General features: G+C 69.4%; 12 protein-coding genes and 1 tRNA gene. 5 read left to right on the top strand and 8 right to left on the bottom strand.

Annotated elements, in window-relative coordinates:
- Positions 1 to 46 precede the first annotated feature (46 nt).
- Positions 47 to 1,120 carry a 2OG-Fe(II) oxygenase gene (locus O4N75_RS01555; protein WP_269627648.1) on the top strand — a complete coding sequence of 358 codons (1,074 nt, stop codon included), beginning with the start codon at positions 47 to 49 and terminating at the stop codon, positions 1,118 to 1,120.
- Positions 1,121 to 1,146: 26 nt separating this feature from the next.
- On the opposite strand, the gene O4N75_RS01550 is transcribed toward O4N75_RS01555, so the two are convergent.
- The 4 genes from O4N75_RS01550 to O4N75_RS01535 are packed head-to-tail and all read right to left on the bottom strand — an operon-like array spanning position 1,147 to position 5,433.
- Positions 1,147 to 1,584, bottom strand: coding sequence for a DUF805 domain-containing protein (locus tag O4N75_RS01550; RefSeq protein WP_269627647.1), 438 nt, complete (start codon positions 1,582 to 1,584; stop codon positions 1,147 to 1,149).
- A 32-nt stretch (positions 1,585 to 1,616) separates the two neighbouring features.
- A complete protein-coding gene (locus O4N75_RS01545) occupies positions 1,617 to 4,550 on the bottom strand; it encodes a hypothetical protein (RefSeq protein ID WP_269627646.1) in 2,934 nt (977 codons plus the stop codon).
- Entirely contained in the window at positions 4,547 to 4,975 is a 429-nt protein-coding gene (locus tag O4N75_RS01540; RefSeq protein WP_269627645.1) for a hypothetical protein, read from the bottom strand. The genes O4N75_RS01545 and O4N75_RS01540 overlap by 4 nt, the downstream gene beginning before the upstream one ends.
- Positions 4,976 to 4,995: 20 nt before the next feature.
- On the bottom strand, positions 4,996 to 5,433 hold the full coding sequence (locus O4N75_RS01535) for a DUF3617 family protein (protein ID WP_269627644.1): 438 nt from the start codon (positions 5,431 to 5,433) through the stop codon (positions 4,996 to 4,998).
- 354 nt (positions 5,434 to 5,787) lie between these two features.
- Here O4N75_RS01535 and O4N75_RS01530 point away from each other — a divergent pair, with 354 nt between their 5' ends.
- Together O4N75_RS01530 and O4N75_RS01525 are read left to right on the top strand one after the other, a co-directional pair.
- The gene (locus O4N75_RS01530; RefSeq protein ID WP_269627643.1) at positions 5,788 to 6,240 is read left to right on the top strand and encodes a hypothetical protein; all 453 of its coding nucleotides are present in this window, start codon (positions 5,788 to 5,790) and stop codon (positions 6,238 to 6,240) included.
- A gap of 62 nt (positions 6,241 to 6,302) precedes the next feature.
- Positions 6,303 to 7,556, top strand: a complete 1,254-nt coding sequence (locus O4N75_RS01525; RefSeq protein WP_269627642.1) for a GAF domain-containing protein — start codon at positions 6,303 to 6,305, stop codon at positions 7,554 to 7,556.
- A gap of 35 nt (positions 7,557 to 7,591) precedes the next feature.
- Here the strand turns inward: O4N75_RS01525 and O4N75_RS01520 are convergent, their stop codons facing one another.
- The 3 genes from O4N75_RS01520 to O4N75_RS01510 form a co-directional block, all read right to left on the bottom strand.
- Complete coding sequence (locus O4N75_RS01520) at positions 7,592 to 8,500, bottom strand: hypothetical protein (protein ID WP_269627641.1); 909 nt, start codon at positions 8,498 to 8,500, stop codon at positions 7,592 to 7,594.
- Between the two features lie 327 nt (positions 8,501 to 8,827).
- A tRNA-Arg gene (locus O4N75_RS01515) sits at positions 8,828 to 8,904 on the bottom strand.
- Positions 8,905 to 8,954: 50 nt separating this feature from the next.
- The gene (locus O4N75_RS01510; protein ID WP_267234160.1) at positions 8,955 to 9,893 is read right to left on the bottom strand and encodes an ABC transporter ATP-binding protein; all 939 of its coding nucleotides are present in this window, start codon (positions 9,891 to 9,893) and stop codon (positions 8,955 to 8,957) included.
- A gap of 158 nt (positions 9,894 to 10,051) precedes the next feature.
- On the opposite strand from O4N75_RS01510, the gene O4N75_RS01505 reads away from it, so the two are divergent.
- Together O4N75_RS01505 and O4N75_RS01500 are read left to right on the top strand one after the other, a co-directional pair.
- On the top strand, positions 10,052 to 10,300 hold the full coding sequence (locus tag O4N75_RS01505; protein ID WP_269629419.1) for a zinc-finger domain-containing protein: 249 nt from the start codon (positions 10,052 to 10,054) through the stop codon (positions 10,298 to 10,300).
- 102 nt (positions 10,301 to 10,402) lie between these two features.
- Positions 10,403 to 11,200: an isocitrate lyase/phosphoenolpyruvate mutase family protein gene (locus tag O4N75_RS01500; RefSeq protein WP_269627640.1), complete on the top strand. Its 798-nt coding sequence runs from the start codon at positions 10,403 to 10,405 to the stop codon at positions 11,198 to 11,200.
- Here the strand turns inward: O4N75_RS01500 and O4N75_RS01495 are convergent.
- Positions 11,197 to 13,215, bottom strand: coding sequence for an MHYT domain-containing protein (locus O4N75_RS01495; RefSeq protein WP_269627639.1), 2,019 nt, complete (start codon positions 13,213 to 13,215; stop codon positions 11,197 to 11,199). The genes O4N75_RS01500 and O4N75_RS01495 overlap by 4 nt on opposite strands.
- Positions 13,216 to 13,254: the final 39 nt, after the last annotated feature.

Raw genomic sequence — 13,254 nt, 5'->3', positions numbered from 1 at the left:
TATGCTTGCCGGCATAATCCGTCCAAGCGACCAAGCGGCGATGATGATGCAGACCGGACAAGCCGCGCCCTGGTTCACGGCCCCGACGCCCAGCGTCCCCAACTTCAGTTTCTCCAGCCTCGGCGGCCGCTTCGTGCTGCTCGCCTTCCTGCCGAGCGAGCCGATCGCGCGCCAGCAGGCCCTGGCCGCCATGCAGGCTCACCAGGCGCTCTACGACGGGGCCAACCTGGTCGCCTTCGGGGTGCTGCGCGATCCTGACGCCATCGCCCAGGCCAAGGATCGCCCCGGCGTGATGTGGTTCCTCGACCGCGGCGGCGCGGTCAGCCGCGCCTATGGGGCGTTGTCGCCGCAGGGGGAGGAGACGCCGTACTGGTGCGTGCTCGACCCGAGCCTGCGGGTGCTGATCTCCGGGACCATGGACCAGACTGAGCAGGTGTTCGCCGCCCTGCGCACCCTGCCGTCGCCCGGCGACCACGCCGGTACGCCGCTGCACGCCCCGGTGCTGGTCGTGCCGCGGGTGTTCGACCCCGAGATGTGCCGACGGCTGATCGCCTTCTATGACCGCCAGGGCGGCGTGCGTTCGGGCACCATGCGCCAGGTCGGCGACAAGACCGTCCCGGTGATCGACGGCTTCAAGAGCCGCAGCGACGCGACCATCGAAGACCTGGCGTTCCGCGACGAGCTGCGCGCCCGGATCGAGACCCGGCTGCTGCGCCAGATCCATCGCGCCTTCCAGTTCAACGCCACCCGCATCGAACGCTACATCGTCGCCTGTTACGACGCCGACGACGAGAACGGCGGCTACTTCCGCCCGCACCGCGACAACACCACCACCGGCACCGCGCACCGCAGGTTCGCTTGCTCGATCAACCTCAATGCCGAGGAGTTCGAGGGCGGCGATCTGCGGTTCCCGGAGTTCGGCCCCAAGACCTACCGCCCGCCGACCGGCGGGGCGGTGGTGTTCTCCTGCTCGCTGCTGCACGAGGCGACGCCGGTCACCCGCGGCCGCCGCTACGCGTTCCTGCCGTTCTTCTTCGACGAGGCCGGCGAGGTCATCCGCCAGAAGAACCTGCACACCCTGCAGGTCGACGACGACAAGCCGGCGTCGGCCGCGTCCTAAGCGCCTGCCGGCGCCGACCCGTCACCCTACACACGGGCTCCGTAGCTGTTTGGGGCCTCGTGTCCGGGCTTGAGGCCAACCCAAAGCACGAAGCCGAGCGAGACGAGCAGCGCCACAGTGGAGACCGCGAGCGACAGGCTCGCGCCGGCCAACGCCATGCCCAGCGTACTGAGGTTGCTCGCCGCCAGGGCGGTGACCAGGCTGAAGACCCCGGCGACCACTGCCGGAACCGCCGCAACCAGCACCAGTAGCCCGGAGCGACCGAAATCGTGCAGCCGCTTGGCCGTCAGGCAGGCCCACGGGTAGATCAGCGCCAGCGAGGCCAGAACGCCGACCACCGGGATCAGGCCCGCGACGAGGCCGACACAGATCAATCCCGCCGCACCGATCCAGAACTGCGCCCGGCCGATGCGACCCTGCCCCGACAGATACAGCGTCTGCCAATCGATCTCCTTGAGATCCATGTCGTCTCCTACTTGTTGTCGTGTGTGGTGGTTCATCGACCGGGCGAGAAGATCTGCTCGGCGGTCCCGTCGCGGACGGTGATCGGCCCGGACACCGGGCCCTCGAAAACATAGCGCAGGCGGGTCTCGCCGCCGGGGGCGACGTAGACAAGCAGCGGCAGCTCCTCGCCGCGTGGTCCGCGCACCGGATAGAGCGCGCTTCGCGTAGTCGCCTTCGCCCCGTCGGCGTCGGCGGCGCTGAACTTGATCCAACCCTTCGAGGTGGTCAGCACCTTTCGGCCTGGGTTGCGGAGGGTGACAAACAGCTCGGTCAGGCCGTCGCGGGTCCTGCTGATCCCGTCGATCCGCACATCGAACTGGCTCAGCGCCTTGAACGGTCCAGCGCCAAGCGCCTGCAGCGGCGCCAGCGCCGCGCCCGGTTGGACGCCGGACATGGCGAAGGCCAGGGACTTCTCGTCGCTCTCGCGAATGCTCACCACGCTGAGCGGCGTGGTCGAAGGCGGGCTCATGACGAAGCGGAAGCGCAATTCTCCGCCGGGCGGAACGACCGGGGTGGCCGGAAACGACTCCGGAGTCTCCGCGCCGGTGCGCCAGATCTGGCTCTCGCTGGTTCCGACCCCGTCCGCGTCATAGGCCACAGCCTTGAAGACCCCGGCGCCGATCGAGATGTCGCGGTTCGTCGTATTCTTGACCGTCAGGAACACGTGGACGGTTCCGTTGCGGGCGGCGACGGCGCGTTCGAAGCGCACGTCGAAGTCTTCCAGCGGATGGAGGATCCCGGCCTGCGCCACAGGCCCGGTCGCGACCGGCGGTGTCGTCGGCTGGTCAGGCGGCGGGGGCGTCGGCGACTCGGTTTGGGCCGGTGGCGCGGACGGCGATTGTTCCGTGGCGGCGACGCGCTTTCCGCTCCAGGTCGAAGGGCTGGTGGAGCCGGCCTGCTGCGCCGTACCGCTAAAGCTGTTCCGGGCGGCGTCGAAGGTCAGAACCACGTCGGCGACGTGCGCGGCGTAGAGCGATTGGCCCCGAAGCACCCCCTCGCTGGCGCCGTCGCGCAATTCGAGACGGCCGCCGTCGACTTCACGGCCGTCGCCCGCGCGCGCCACCATCCGACCGCGCAGGACGCCGTCCTCGCCGAGCGCTAGGGTCACGCGGCCATAGGTCGTATCCCAATCCCCCGCGAAGGGCGTCAGATCCTGCGCAGGGACAGCCGGCCCGGGAGTTTCGGCCGGCTGTTGCGGCGCCTCCTCGGCGATCCAAGGCTTCTCGCCGACCTGATTGAGGAACAGGCGCCGATAGGCCGCGCCCCCATTCCCGGCGAAGGCGGGCTGGGGCGTTCCGCCCAAGCCTTGCCACTGGTTGCCGGCGTCCAACGAGCGAACCCAGCCCAGCATCAGGTTGCGGAATTCGCTGGGCACGCCGCCCATCGTCGCGCCTTTGGCGCTCAGGGCGGCGTTGAGCTCGTTCAGGCCCTGATCGCCCAGCAGCATCAGCTTGGTGAGCTGCAATGTGTTGAAAGCCGGCGGCAGGTCGTTGATCCGCCACTTCAGCGACGCGTTCGAGTAGCCGGTGTCGGCGATCTTCAGATAGTCGCGGTTGAACGTCGCCAGGTCGATCGGATGGTCGACCTCGCCCCCATGGGCCCCGCCGCGACGGTTCATGACCTCGTCGAAGTGGTTCTCGGGGTTCTTCATGTAGTCCGCCCATTCGTCGGCGGTGCGGCCGCTCACGCCCTTGATCAGCAGGTCCATGGGCGCCTGCATCAGGGCCCGGAACGCTTCGCGCGCCGGCGGGGGCAGGATGCCGTCGATCACGCCCGATATGAACGCGACGGTGGCGACGGCCGCGTCGGGCGCCCCGGCCATCGAGGCCAGGTGGTCGATCACGTACTGGTCCATGATCGCCTTGGCCCGGGCCATGTCCGAGCCGCCCTCATTGTAGACGATCGCCTTGGCGATCTCGTGGCTGACAGCTGGGAAGGCGGCCAGGCCGTCGTCGATGTCCTTGATCCAGGCGCGCTTGTATTCGGCCGCGGGGCCGTTCGCTGCGGCGTAGGCCAGCCGCGCGGGACCGCTCTTGGACATGCGGGTGCGGTCGTATTCCTCGACCTGCCGCTGAAGGCCGTTGCGCAAGGTCGAAAAGATGTAGGGGATCGAGCGGCTGACGCCGCTCCCCTTCAGCAGCTTCTGTTCGAGCGCGCTGTCCGGGGCGGCGTAGGTCAGCTCGCGGTAGATGAAGCTCTCCACCCCGGAGATGCTCACCTGGTTCTGGGTGATCGTCCCGTAATAGGTGGTGGTCTTTCGTTGGATGTCTTCCTCGTCCATGCCGAGGTCTTCGCGCTTACGCGGGCTCAGCGGGCCGCCGGTGGTGACGCTCGAGGAGATGGCGCTGGTCGTCTGCGGCGTACGCTTGCCGATGTAGCCCTCGAGCACCAGGTGCTTGGCCGCATTGGTGGGGTCGGGCGTGAGCACGAACTCGCCGCCGGCGAAGTGGTTGACGAAGGTATGGGCGAAGACGTCGCCCGCCGCGTGGGTCAGGTAGCCGACCGTGAAGGCGCGCACCTGCGGGCTGGCGTTGTCCAGGAAGCCGCGCCGCCACAGGTGGGCCAGCCAGGCGTTCGAGCCTCCGGCGCCCTGGCCGACGGCGTGCGCCGCGTCAGGATGGATGACCTGCTGGCCGGTGAGAATGTCCGGATAGGCGTCCGGTCCGAGCACCCCCGCGCGATACTGCTGGGGCGCGGACTTCAGCGCGGCCAGGACTTCGGGATCGACCTTGAATTGACCGAGCTCGCCGATGATCTTGCCCGTGCGGTAGTCGGTCTCGTAGAGCGTGACCTTGTCGTCGTCGATCGCGTCGCGCAGCGCTTCCTCGGCGAGGTAGATGTGCGTCTTCGGCTTCCAGGCGTGAGCCGGAGACACCGCGGCCAGGGTCGTCAGGGCGGCGACGCCGCAAAGCAGGGCGCGCCTCATTTCCAGACGTCTCCGTCGCTCGACGGCTGCGGGCCGACCTGAGCTTCGCAGGCTGCGTTCGTCGAACCGGCCGAACGGGCCAGGTTCAGCGCCGCGCCGGCGAGCGCCCCCGCCACGCGGGCGGTGGCTGCGTTGCGGCTGTCATACGGCAAGGCGGCGGCGGCGCTGGACGGATCACCTGACAGCGCGGCTCCGACCACCGCCGCTGCGGTCGAGTTGCGACCCGATCCGCCCATGCCGCCGGCGATGGCCTCGCCGAGGCCGGCTTCGCGCGCAGCCGTCAGCAGGCCGCCGAGGGCGCTGGGCTTGCGCGGCTGGACCTGCGGGGGCGGCGGCGCGCCGCAAGCGGTCTGCGCCTGGGCGAGGGCTGGGCTGATGATCAGGAACGCGGCGAGGCTCGCCGCCGCAAGACGGGTCGGTGACATGGGCAATCTCCGTTGGAGAATCAGCGACGGGCCGGACAGGCGGCGGCGACGCGCCGGCTGGTCGTGGCGATCTTCACGTCCATCGGCTTCCCGGCGACCATGGTCCGCGAGCTCAGGTTGGCGCTGAAGGAGGTCGGCGTGTAGGTCCCGGTGTGGTGGAACGTCGTCTTGGAGCCGTCGAGCGTACACGCGCCGGCCAGCACGAACCTGCCGCCGCTGATCTGCCGCTGAGCGTAGTCGCACCGGCCTTCGGTCCATTCGGCCAGCACCTGCTCGAGGGTTTGGGTCTTGGCCTCGGCGGCGGTCAGGCACTCATGCTGGACGTCAGGCTCGGGGTCGCCGGCGATGCGGGTGACGATCTCATAGTAGCCGGGAAGAAGGCTCGTCTGCGCGACGGCCGCAGCCGCTGGGAGGCCGAGCGCCAGGGCGGCGGCCGCGATCAAGGTCTTGCACTGCATGGATAGGCTCCAATGGCGGCGCGCAGTTCGGCGCGCCCGGCCTTGGCGGGTCGGGTGAACTGCACGCGGATCTGGTCGGAAGGCGTCGGGGCTAGGTGAGATCGAGCAGCGGCTCGCGCGTCACCGGTTTCCAATGGACGTCAGGTGTCTGGTCGTGCCCGTCGGCCGTCATCGCGAAATCGCCCCGTGCCGCGGAATGCGGCGTGGCGCTGCGTCTATGTCCGCACGCGAGCGGAGGCTTCCTAAAGGCTTCCTATGACGGCGTTCGGTCGCCTAAAAGAATCCTATCCGCCGGCCCCCGGCGGAAGCGGGGGACACGTGAAACCGGTCATAGACGCTGATCTGGCGGACTTCATGCTGCGTTCGGTGATGATCACGACGGCGACGCGCGGTCCCGGTTCACGGCCGGCGATCGGCCGCGGGGTCGGTCTGCGCCTGGGCGAGGACCGGTCAATCCTCGACCTGCTGGTCTCCCGGGCGCAGTGGCCGGCGATGATAAGCGACCTGCGCGTCGGCGCGGCGTTCGCGGTGACGCTCAGCGACCCGACCGATTACCAGACCTACCAGATCAAGGCGCGGCTGGCCGAATTCGGCGATGCGGACGCCGACGATGTGAACTTGGCTGACAGCTATGTTCGCCGCATGACGCAGACCTTGCTGGAGCTTGGCGTGACGGCGCAGCAGCTGGCCTGCTGGCTCCTTCCCCGGGACCTCGTCAGGCTGCGCCTGATCCCCATGGCGGTCTTTCGCCAGACGCCGGGCCCCGGGGCCGGAATGGCCCACGCCGGCGCGGGGACGCCGGCATGAACATGCCCCTCCGCATGCTTCGCGACTGCTTCGAGGGTGTCATTCCCTCGATCATCGCCACCTTGGACGACGAGGGCATTCCAAACGTCTCGTACCTGTCGCAGGTCCACTACGTCGACGACGAGCACGTCGCGCTTTCGAACCAATTCTTCTCCAAGACCGCACGCAACGTAGAGCTGACCGGACAAGCGACGGTCCTCGTGGTCGACGGCCGCACCGGCCAGCAGTACGAGCTCGACCTCGTGTTCGAACGCGCGGTCCAGTCCGGCGACACCTTCTCGAGGATCGACGCGCAGATCCGCGCGACCGGCGCCCGGGAAGGCCCCGGCGTGCCGTGGCTGCTGCGCAGCGCGGACATCTATCGGGTGCGCGGCTGCCAGCTGGTCCCGGCTCAGCCTGAACCGCCGGCCGCCGAGTTGCTCCGGCAAGATAGCGGCGCGCTGCTCGCGGCGGCGGCTCGCCTGGCGATGCGCCTGGCCAAGACCAGTGATCCCGATGCGATGATCGACGCCATGCTCGACGGCCTTCAGCGGGAGCTAGGCTACACGAACGTCATTGTCCTGCTGGCCGATGAGGAGTGCGGCCGGCTGACGACCATCGGCAGCCGCGGATACAGCCTCGGCGGCGTCGGATCGGAGGCGCGCATTGGGGAAGGCGCGATTGGCGTCGCGGCCGCGAGCGCGCGTCCCATCCGCATCAGCGACATGAGCCGGGGTCGGCGATACGCCGCGGCGGTGGGCGGCGAGGCCGGCGAGCGCGTGATTCCGCTTCCTGGCCTGACCGAACCGCAGAGCCAGCTCGCCGCCCCGATGATCAGCAACGGTCGGGTCCAGGGCGTGCTGTTCGCCGAAGACGCCCGGCGTTTCCGCTTCACCCATGCGGACGAAGACGCCCTGGCCATGGTGGCGTTGCAGCTGGCCGGCGGCCTGCGTCTGTCGGAGGCCGAGGCCCCCGGCGTGCGGCGGGACGGACAGGCGCGCGCGCCGGCGGGCCGGCCGTTCCACGTCCGCTACCACAGCTTCGACGACAGCCTGTTCATCGACGACGTCTACCTGATCAAGGGCGTGCCCGGTCGACTGCTGTTCCATCTCCTGAAGCTCCATGCCGAGTCCGGGCGAACCGACTTCAGCAACCGTGAACTTCGCCTGGACGGCGCCCTTCGCCTGCCGGAACTGAAGGACAATCTGGAGGCCCGGCTCATCCTGCTCCGCCGGCGCCTCGACGAGAAGGAGGCGCCGGTTCGGATCACCCGCCCGGAGCGGGGCCTGATCCATCTCGAACTGGCGCGCCCCCCGCGCCTCGAGGTGGTGGCCTAGCCCCGGCCGGGGCGATAGCGTCCTAGTCCACGAAGCTAGGACGGCTGTTCGCCCTGGGCCGGATCGGGAGAGTGAGGTTGCGCTTCTTCGGGCGCCGGTTCGAGATCGTCACCGACGCCAGCGGAATTGGAATCGCGTAGAAACGCCTGCGCATCTCGGAGACAGACTTGGTCTGCCGCGGTGAGCGGCACGCCTCGGCGGCTGGCCTCCTCGAACGCGGCGACCTGAACCCCCGACATTTCCGTCAACTCGTCGAAGGTAACGGGATTGTCTTCCGTCCCTTCCACGCGACACAGCTCTCGAGCGTGGGCGACCGCGGCTTCGACGGCCGCCTCACCCGTTGCCTCGGCGCCAGCCGCCTCGTCAGCTTGTGACGCTGGTTCCTCGGCTTGCACGGCGGCCTCGCCGTCGATCTCGGCCTTGCTCTCAGCGACCGCCATCGTGGTTGAGGGCGGAGCTAACACGATGGCGGCGTAGACAAGGACAGCGCCCACGCTGGCCATGCCGATGAACTGGGGGCCGAGTTGCCAGAAGAGTCGATTCTGCACGAGTTCCCAAAAGCCGCCCCGAACAAAGACCGCTTCGGGCATCGCATAGCGGCGAAGTGCATCGCCAATTTTCCAACCGATCGGTCCGAGAAGTACGAAGGCGACAGCTGCAGCATAAAGCGCGGCGCCCGCAGCAAAGCCCGCGGCCGACTGCACCACGTACCCGTAAGCCCCGATCCCAGACGCGCCGAGCACCGCAAGCACGAAGGCCAAGGGGCTTGAGGGGGGTTTGCGCGGCCCGGCTGATGACGCCGGCTCAGGCGCCCCAGCGGCGGCATTGCTCCCGACGAACTCCCCGCAATGTTTGCACTTGATCGCCTTCTTGAGGATTAGCTCTGCGCAGTATGGGCACTCTGCATAGTCGCCTGCCAATGGCGGCGTATCTGGATTGGCCATTATCCCCCCACATCCGACTTCTCTTCTAAACTGCATTTGTACACGCAGCCGTCCATCTGTCTGGACTTCGAGCGGATGAGACCCAGACGCGCATGACGAGGGCCGGATCAAGTTGTCCTATCGCCAAGGACTGGAGCTGCAGGCGCCGTGGGGGACGACGCCCGGCGGGCCAACCTCACATCCGCACTCAAACGCCTGACCATCACGGCCGGCTCGGTGGCGGCCAAGGACGCGCCTGCCAACGGCCGGCGACGGTCCGGCTCAGGTCATTTTGTCGATCGAAGGGAAATAGTCGCCTCGCCGCCGACGGTTCAAGGCGAGGGAAAATGGCGCACCCGACACGATTCGAACGTGTGACCTTTGCCTTCGGAGGGCAACGCTCTATCCAGCTGAGCTACGGGTGCGTCTGAGCGAGTTGCGCTGTCTAGCCGAAAGCTGCGCGAAACGGAAGCGTTCAGGCGCCGGCGGTGGTCAGCGAGACGAAGACGTCCTCCAGGTCCGGATCCTCGGTGGCGATGTCCTTGATGTGCAGGCCGGTGGCGCGCACCGCGGCCAGCACCTGCTCGACGCTCGACTGGCCGGTCCGGTAGGTGACCTGGAAGGCTCCGCCCGCCCGCGGCTTGGTCTCGAAGCCCGGCAGCTCGGGCGCGACCATCAGCGGCTCCTCGGGCGTCACCACCACGTTGCGGGTGTCGAGCCGGCGCAGCAGGCTGGAGGTCGGCTCGCAGGCCACCACCTCGCCGCGATTGACGATGGCGATCTGGTCGCAGAGCTCCTGGGCTTCCTCCAGGTAGTGCGTGGTCAGGACGATGGTCACGCCCTTGCGGTTCAGCTCGACCACATAGTTCCACAGCTGGCGGCGCAGCTCGACGTCGACCCCGGCGGTCGGCTCGTCGAGGATCAGCACCGGCGGGTTGTGCACCATGGCCTTGGCGACCATCAGGCGGCGCTTCATGCCGCCCGACAGCTGGCGCACATAGGCCCCGGCCTTGTCGCCGAGACCGAGCGCGTTCAGCAGCTCCATGGTCCGGCGCTCGGCCGCCGGCACCCCGTACATGCCGGCCTGCACCTCCAGCGACTCGCGCGGGGTGAAGAACGGGTCGGCGGCGATCTCCTGCGGCACCACCCCGATCGCGGCCCGCGCGTCGCGCGGGCGCTGGTCGATGTCGCGGCCCCAGATCCGCACCGTGCCGGATGTCTTCTTGGTCAGCCCGGCCAGGGTGTTGATGAAGGTCGATTTGCCGGCGCCGTTGGGGCCCAGCAGCCCGAAGATCGATCCTCGCGGGATCTTCAGGTCCAGCCCGCGCAGGGCGTGCATCTGCGGCGCGGTCTTGGTCGCCGGGTAGATCTTCACGACGCCTTCGGCCTCGATGGCGAACTCAGGTAGGTCCATGCGTCTCTTTGTGTCCGGGGCGTGCATTGACGGGCGAAGCCGTGGTCCGATACCTAGGCGCGTGCGGCGCATCCGCCAAGCTTCCGCCGCCGGAGAGTTCAAGAATGGCCCGTAAAGCCCCCGTCCCCGACCAAGGCCGCTCCTCGCAACTGGAGCCCATGCCCGCCAAGGGCGCCCATACGCCGGACCTGCCGCCGTCGGAAGTGGTGGTGGTTCGCTCGGGCCGGGTCGCCTGCGACGGCGTCGGCGGCGCGCTCGGCCACCCGCGCGTCTGGCTGGAGATGGGCGAGGCGACCTTCGTCGAATGCCCCTACTGCGACCGCCGCTTCGTGCTGCCTGACGGCTCGGAAGGCCCCGAGGACGAGCGCCTGGCCCCCGGCGTCTACGAAGGCCCGCACGTCCACTGACACCCCGTTGTCAGCAGCCCGCTGACCACGGCCGATTCCCGCCGGAATGTCACACCGGCGGCGCCTATATCGTCTCTGCCTGAGCCACAGGAGGAGGCGATCATGAGCCAAGCTGCCGCTTTCAAGCAACTCCACGCGGGTCCGCAGATCCTCGTGCTGCCCAACGCGTGGGACGCCGCCAGCGCGGCGCTGATGGAGGACGCCGGCGCCCAGGCCGTCGCCACCTCCTCCGCCGCGGTCGCCTGGGCCCACGGCTACGCCGACGGCGACCTGCTGCCGGTCCCGACCCTGCTGGCGGCCATCGGCGAGATCGCCCGCGTGCTGAAGGTCCCGCTGACCGCCGACATCGAGGGCGGCTATTCCGACGACCTGCAAACCCTCGCCGAGACGGTCAAGGGCGTGATCGGCGCCGGCGCGGTCGGGATCAACCTCGAGGACGGCGTCCGCGCCCCGGACCTGCACGCCCGCAAGATCGAGGCGGCCCGCAAGGCCGCCGGCCAGGCGGGCGTGGCCCTGTTCGTCAACGCCCGCACCGACGTCTATCTGCGCGGCCTGGCGCAGGGCGAGGCGGCGCTGGCCGAAACCCTGCGCCGGGCGGAACTCTACCGCGCCGCCGGCGCCGACGGGATCTTCGTGCCCGGCCCGGTCGACGACGCCCTGCTCGGGACCCTGGCGCGCCAGATCGCCCTGCCGCTCAACGTCATGGGCCGTGGCGGCGCGCCGAGCGCTGCGCGGCTGCAGGCGCTGGGCGTGCGGCGGCTGTCCTCGGCCACCGCCCCGTTCCGCGCCGCCTACGCCGCGCTCGGCCGCGCGATGAGCGCGTTTCTTGAAAGCGGCGACGCTGACGCCCTGGCACAGGCCGGTCAGGGACTCACCGACCTCAACAAACGCTTCGGCTAAGCGCTGATCGCCGTCGGCGGCGTGGGCTCGACGGCCGCGGAGATCGCCGCGACCAGGGCCTCGATGTTGATCGGCTTGGTCAGGTAGCCGTGGAAGCCCGACGTCTTGCCGCGGGTCACGGTCTCGGACAGCACGTTGGCCGAGATGGCGATCACCGGGATGTCCCGGGTGGCGGGGTCGGCCTCCAGCCGCGTCTTGACCTGGAATCCGTCCATGCCCGGCAGGTTGATGTCCAGCAGGATGACGTCTGGGCGCAGGGCCGCGGCAAGCTCCAGCCCTTCCATCGGCAGTTCGGCGACGTGCAGGTCCAGGCTGCCCAGCGCCTCGGCGATGTGGCGCATCAGCCGGATGTTCGAGGCGTTGTCCTCGATGTAGAGCACCACCGCGTCAGGGGCCTTGCCGACGACCGCGCTGCGGCGGTCCTCCTCGCGGGCGGCGACCTGGGCCGGCTCGGCCGCGGGCAGGTCGACGATGAAGGTCGAGCCGACGCCCTCCAGGCTTTCGACGTGGAGCTTGCCGCCCATCGCCTCGACCAGCCGGCGGGTCAGAGCCAGGCCGAGCCCCGCGCCCTCCACGCCAGACCCCTCGCGGCCCAGCCGCTCAAAGGGCTCGAACAGGTCGGCCATCCGCCCGGTCGGAATGCCCAGCCCGGTGTCGCGGACGCTGATCAGCACCCGCTCGCCTTGCGCCTGGGCGGCCACCTCCACCGAGCCGCGCGGGCGGTTGTACTTGATGGCGTTGGAGATCAGGTTGGCCAGCACCTGCTTGAGCCGCAGGTGGTCGGCCCGCACCGCCAGCTCGGCCTCGGGCGCGGCGATCGTCACGCTGATCCCGGCGCGGTCGGCCATCGGCCGGAAGGTCCCGGCCAGGGCCTCGGCGACCTCCTGCGGATCGACCGCCTCGATCGACACCGAGACCTTGCCGCTCTCGATCTTGGCGAAGTCCAGCACCTCCTCGATCAGCGCCAGCAGGTGGCGCCCGGCGGTGTGGATCTGCTCGACCGCCTCGGACTGGCGTCCGGTCAGCGGCTCGCTGCCGCGCATGCGCAGGATGTCGGCGAACCCGATCACCGCGTTCAGCGGTGTGCGCAGCTCGTGACTCATATTGGCCAGGAAGTCGGACTTAGCGCGATTGGCGTCCTCGGCCCGCCGGCGCTGCTCATCGAGCGCGGCCAGGGCGCTGGTCAGGTCGGCGGTCCGCAGTTGCACCGCCGACTCCAGCTGGCCGTTGAGCGCCCGCAGCCGCTCGGCCTCTGCCAGCGAGCGCGCCTCCAGCCGCCGGTCGATATAGGCGCACATCAGCCCGATCGTCAGGATCAGCGCCGTGCAGGCCACGATGGTCGCCGACAGCAGCGAGCCGGAGACCAGCTCGCCGTCCGCCGCCTGCCCCGGACCGGCGACGATCACGGTGCCGGCCATGGCGGTGAAGTGCATGCCGCAGATCGCCGCGGCCATCACCACCGCCGCCGCGCCGCGCTGGCGCGCCGTGCGCAGGTTGACCACCAGCCACAGGGCCACGCTCGCCGCGGCCACCGCGATCAGCACCGACAGCGCGAAGAAGCCGGGCCGGTAGTAGACCTCGCCCGGCAGCCGCATCGCCTCCATGCCCATATAGTGCATGACCGCCACGCCCAGCCCGACCAGGGTCCCGCCGGTCAGGATGCCCCGCCAGCCGCCGCTGTCGGCGATCGCCTTCAGCCCGCCGGCCGTGGCGATCATGGCGATCGCGCCCGACAGGATGGTCAGCCCCGGGTCGTACTCGACCTTGAACGGCGTGCGGTAGGCCAGCATGGCGATGAAGTGCATCGACCAGACCCCGCCGCCCAGCACCCCGGCCGCGCCGAGATGCCAGAACCGCCGGGCCGGGCCCTGGGCCGAGTTCAACCGCTCGGCCATGTCCAGGGCGGTGAACGAGGCCACGGCGGCCACGAGATAGGAGATCACCACCAAGGCGCCGTCGTGGCCGGTCGCGACCCCGTCGACACGACTGCTGAAGCAGAGCCCGAGAATTTCCACGAAACACCCCACGCCCCAAAGAACGGTCGATCGAACGTC

Source organism: Phenylobacterium sp. NIBR 498073 (genome assembly GCF_027286305.1).
In the GTDB taxonomy this organism is placed as follows: Bacteria; Pseudomonadota; Alphaproteobacteria; order Caulobacterales; family Caulobacteraceae; genus Phenylobacterium.
Note: the sequence above shows the minus strand (reverse complement) of the source record. Positions and strands in the feature narration are given on the sequence as shown.

Bases quoted from the DNA above. Each gene is read 5' to 3' on its own strand.
- O4N75_RS01555 (WP_269627648.1), top strand. From the start codon at position 47: ATGCAGACCGGACAAGCCGCGCCCTGGTTCACGGCCCCGACGCCCAGC.
- O4N75_RS01550 (WP_269627647.1), bottom strand. From the start codon at position 1,584: ATGGATCTCAAGGAGATCGATTGGCAGACGCTGTATCTGTCGGGGCAG.
- O4N75_RS01545 (WP_269627646.1), bottom strand. From the start codon at position 4,550: ATGAGGCGCGCCCTGCTTTGCGGCGTCGCCGCCCTGACGACCCTGGCC.
- O4N75_RS01540 (WP_269627645.1), bottom strand. From the start codon at position 4,975: ATGTCACCGACCCGTCTTGCGGCGGCGAGCCTCGCCGCGTTCCTGATC.
- O4N75_RS01535 (WP_269627644.1), bottom strand. From the start codon at position 5,433: ATGCAGTGCAAGACCTTGATCGCGGCCGCCGCCCTGGCGCTCGGCCTC.
- O4N75_RS01530 (WP_269627643.1), top strand. From the start codon at position 5,788: ATGCTGCGTTCGGTGATGATCACGACGGCGACGCGCGGTCCCGGTTCA.
- O4N75_RS01520 (WP_269627641.1), bottom strand. From the start codon at position 8,500: ATGGCCAATCCAGATACGCCGCCATTGGCAGGCGACTATGCAGAGTGC.
- O4N75_RS01510 (WP_267234160.1), bottom strand. From the start codon at position 9,893: ATGGACCTACCTGAGTTCGCCATCGAGGCCGAAGGCGTCGTGAAGATC.
- O4N75_RS01505 (WP_269629419.1), top strand. From the start codon at position 10,052: ATGCCCGCCAAGGGCGCCCATACGCCGGACCTGCCGCCGTCGGAAGTG.
- O4N75_RS01500 (WP_269627640.1), top strand. From the start codon at position 10,403: ATGAGCCAAGCTGCCGCTTTCAAGCAACTCCACGCGGGTCCGCAGATC.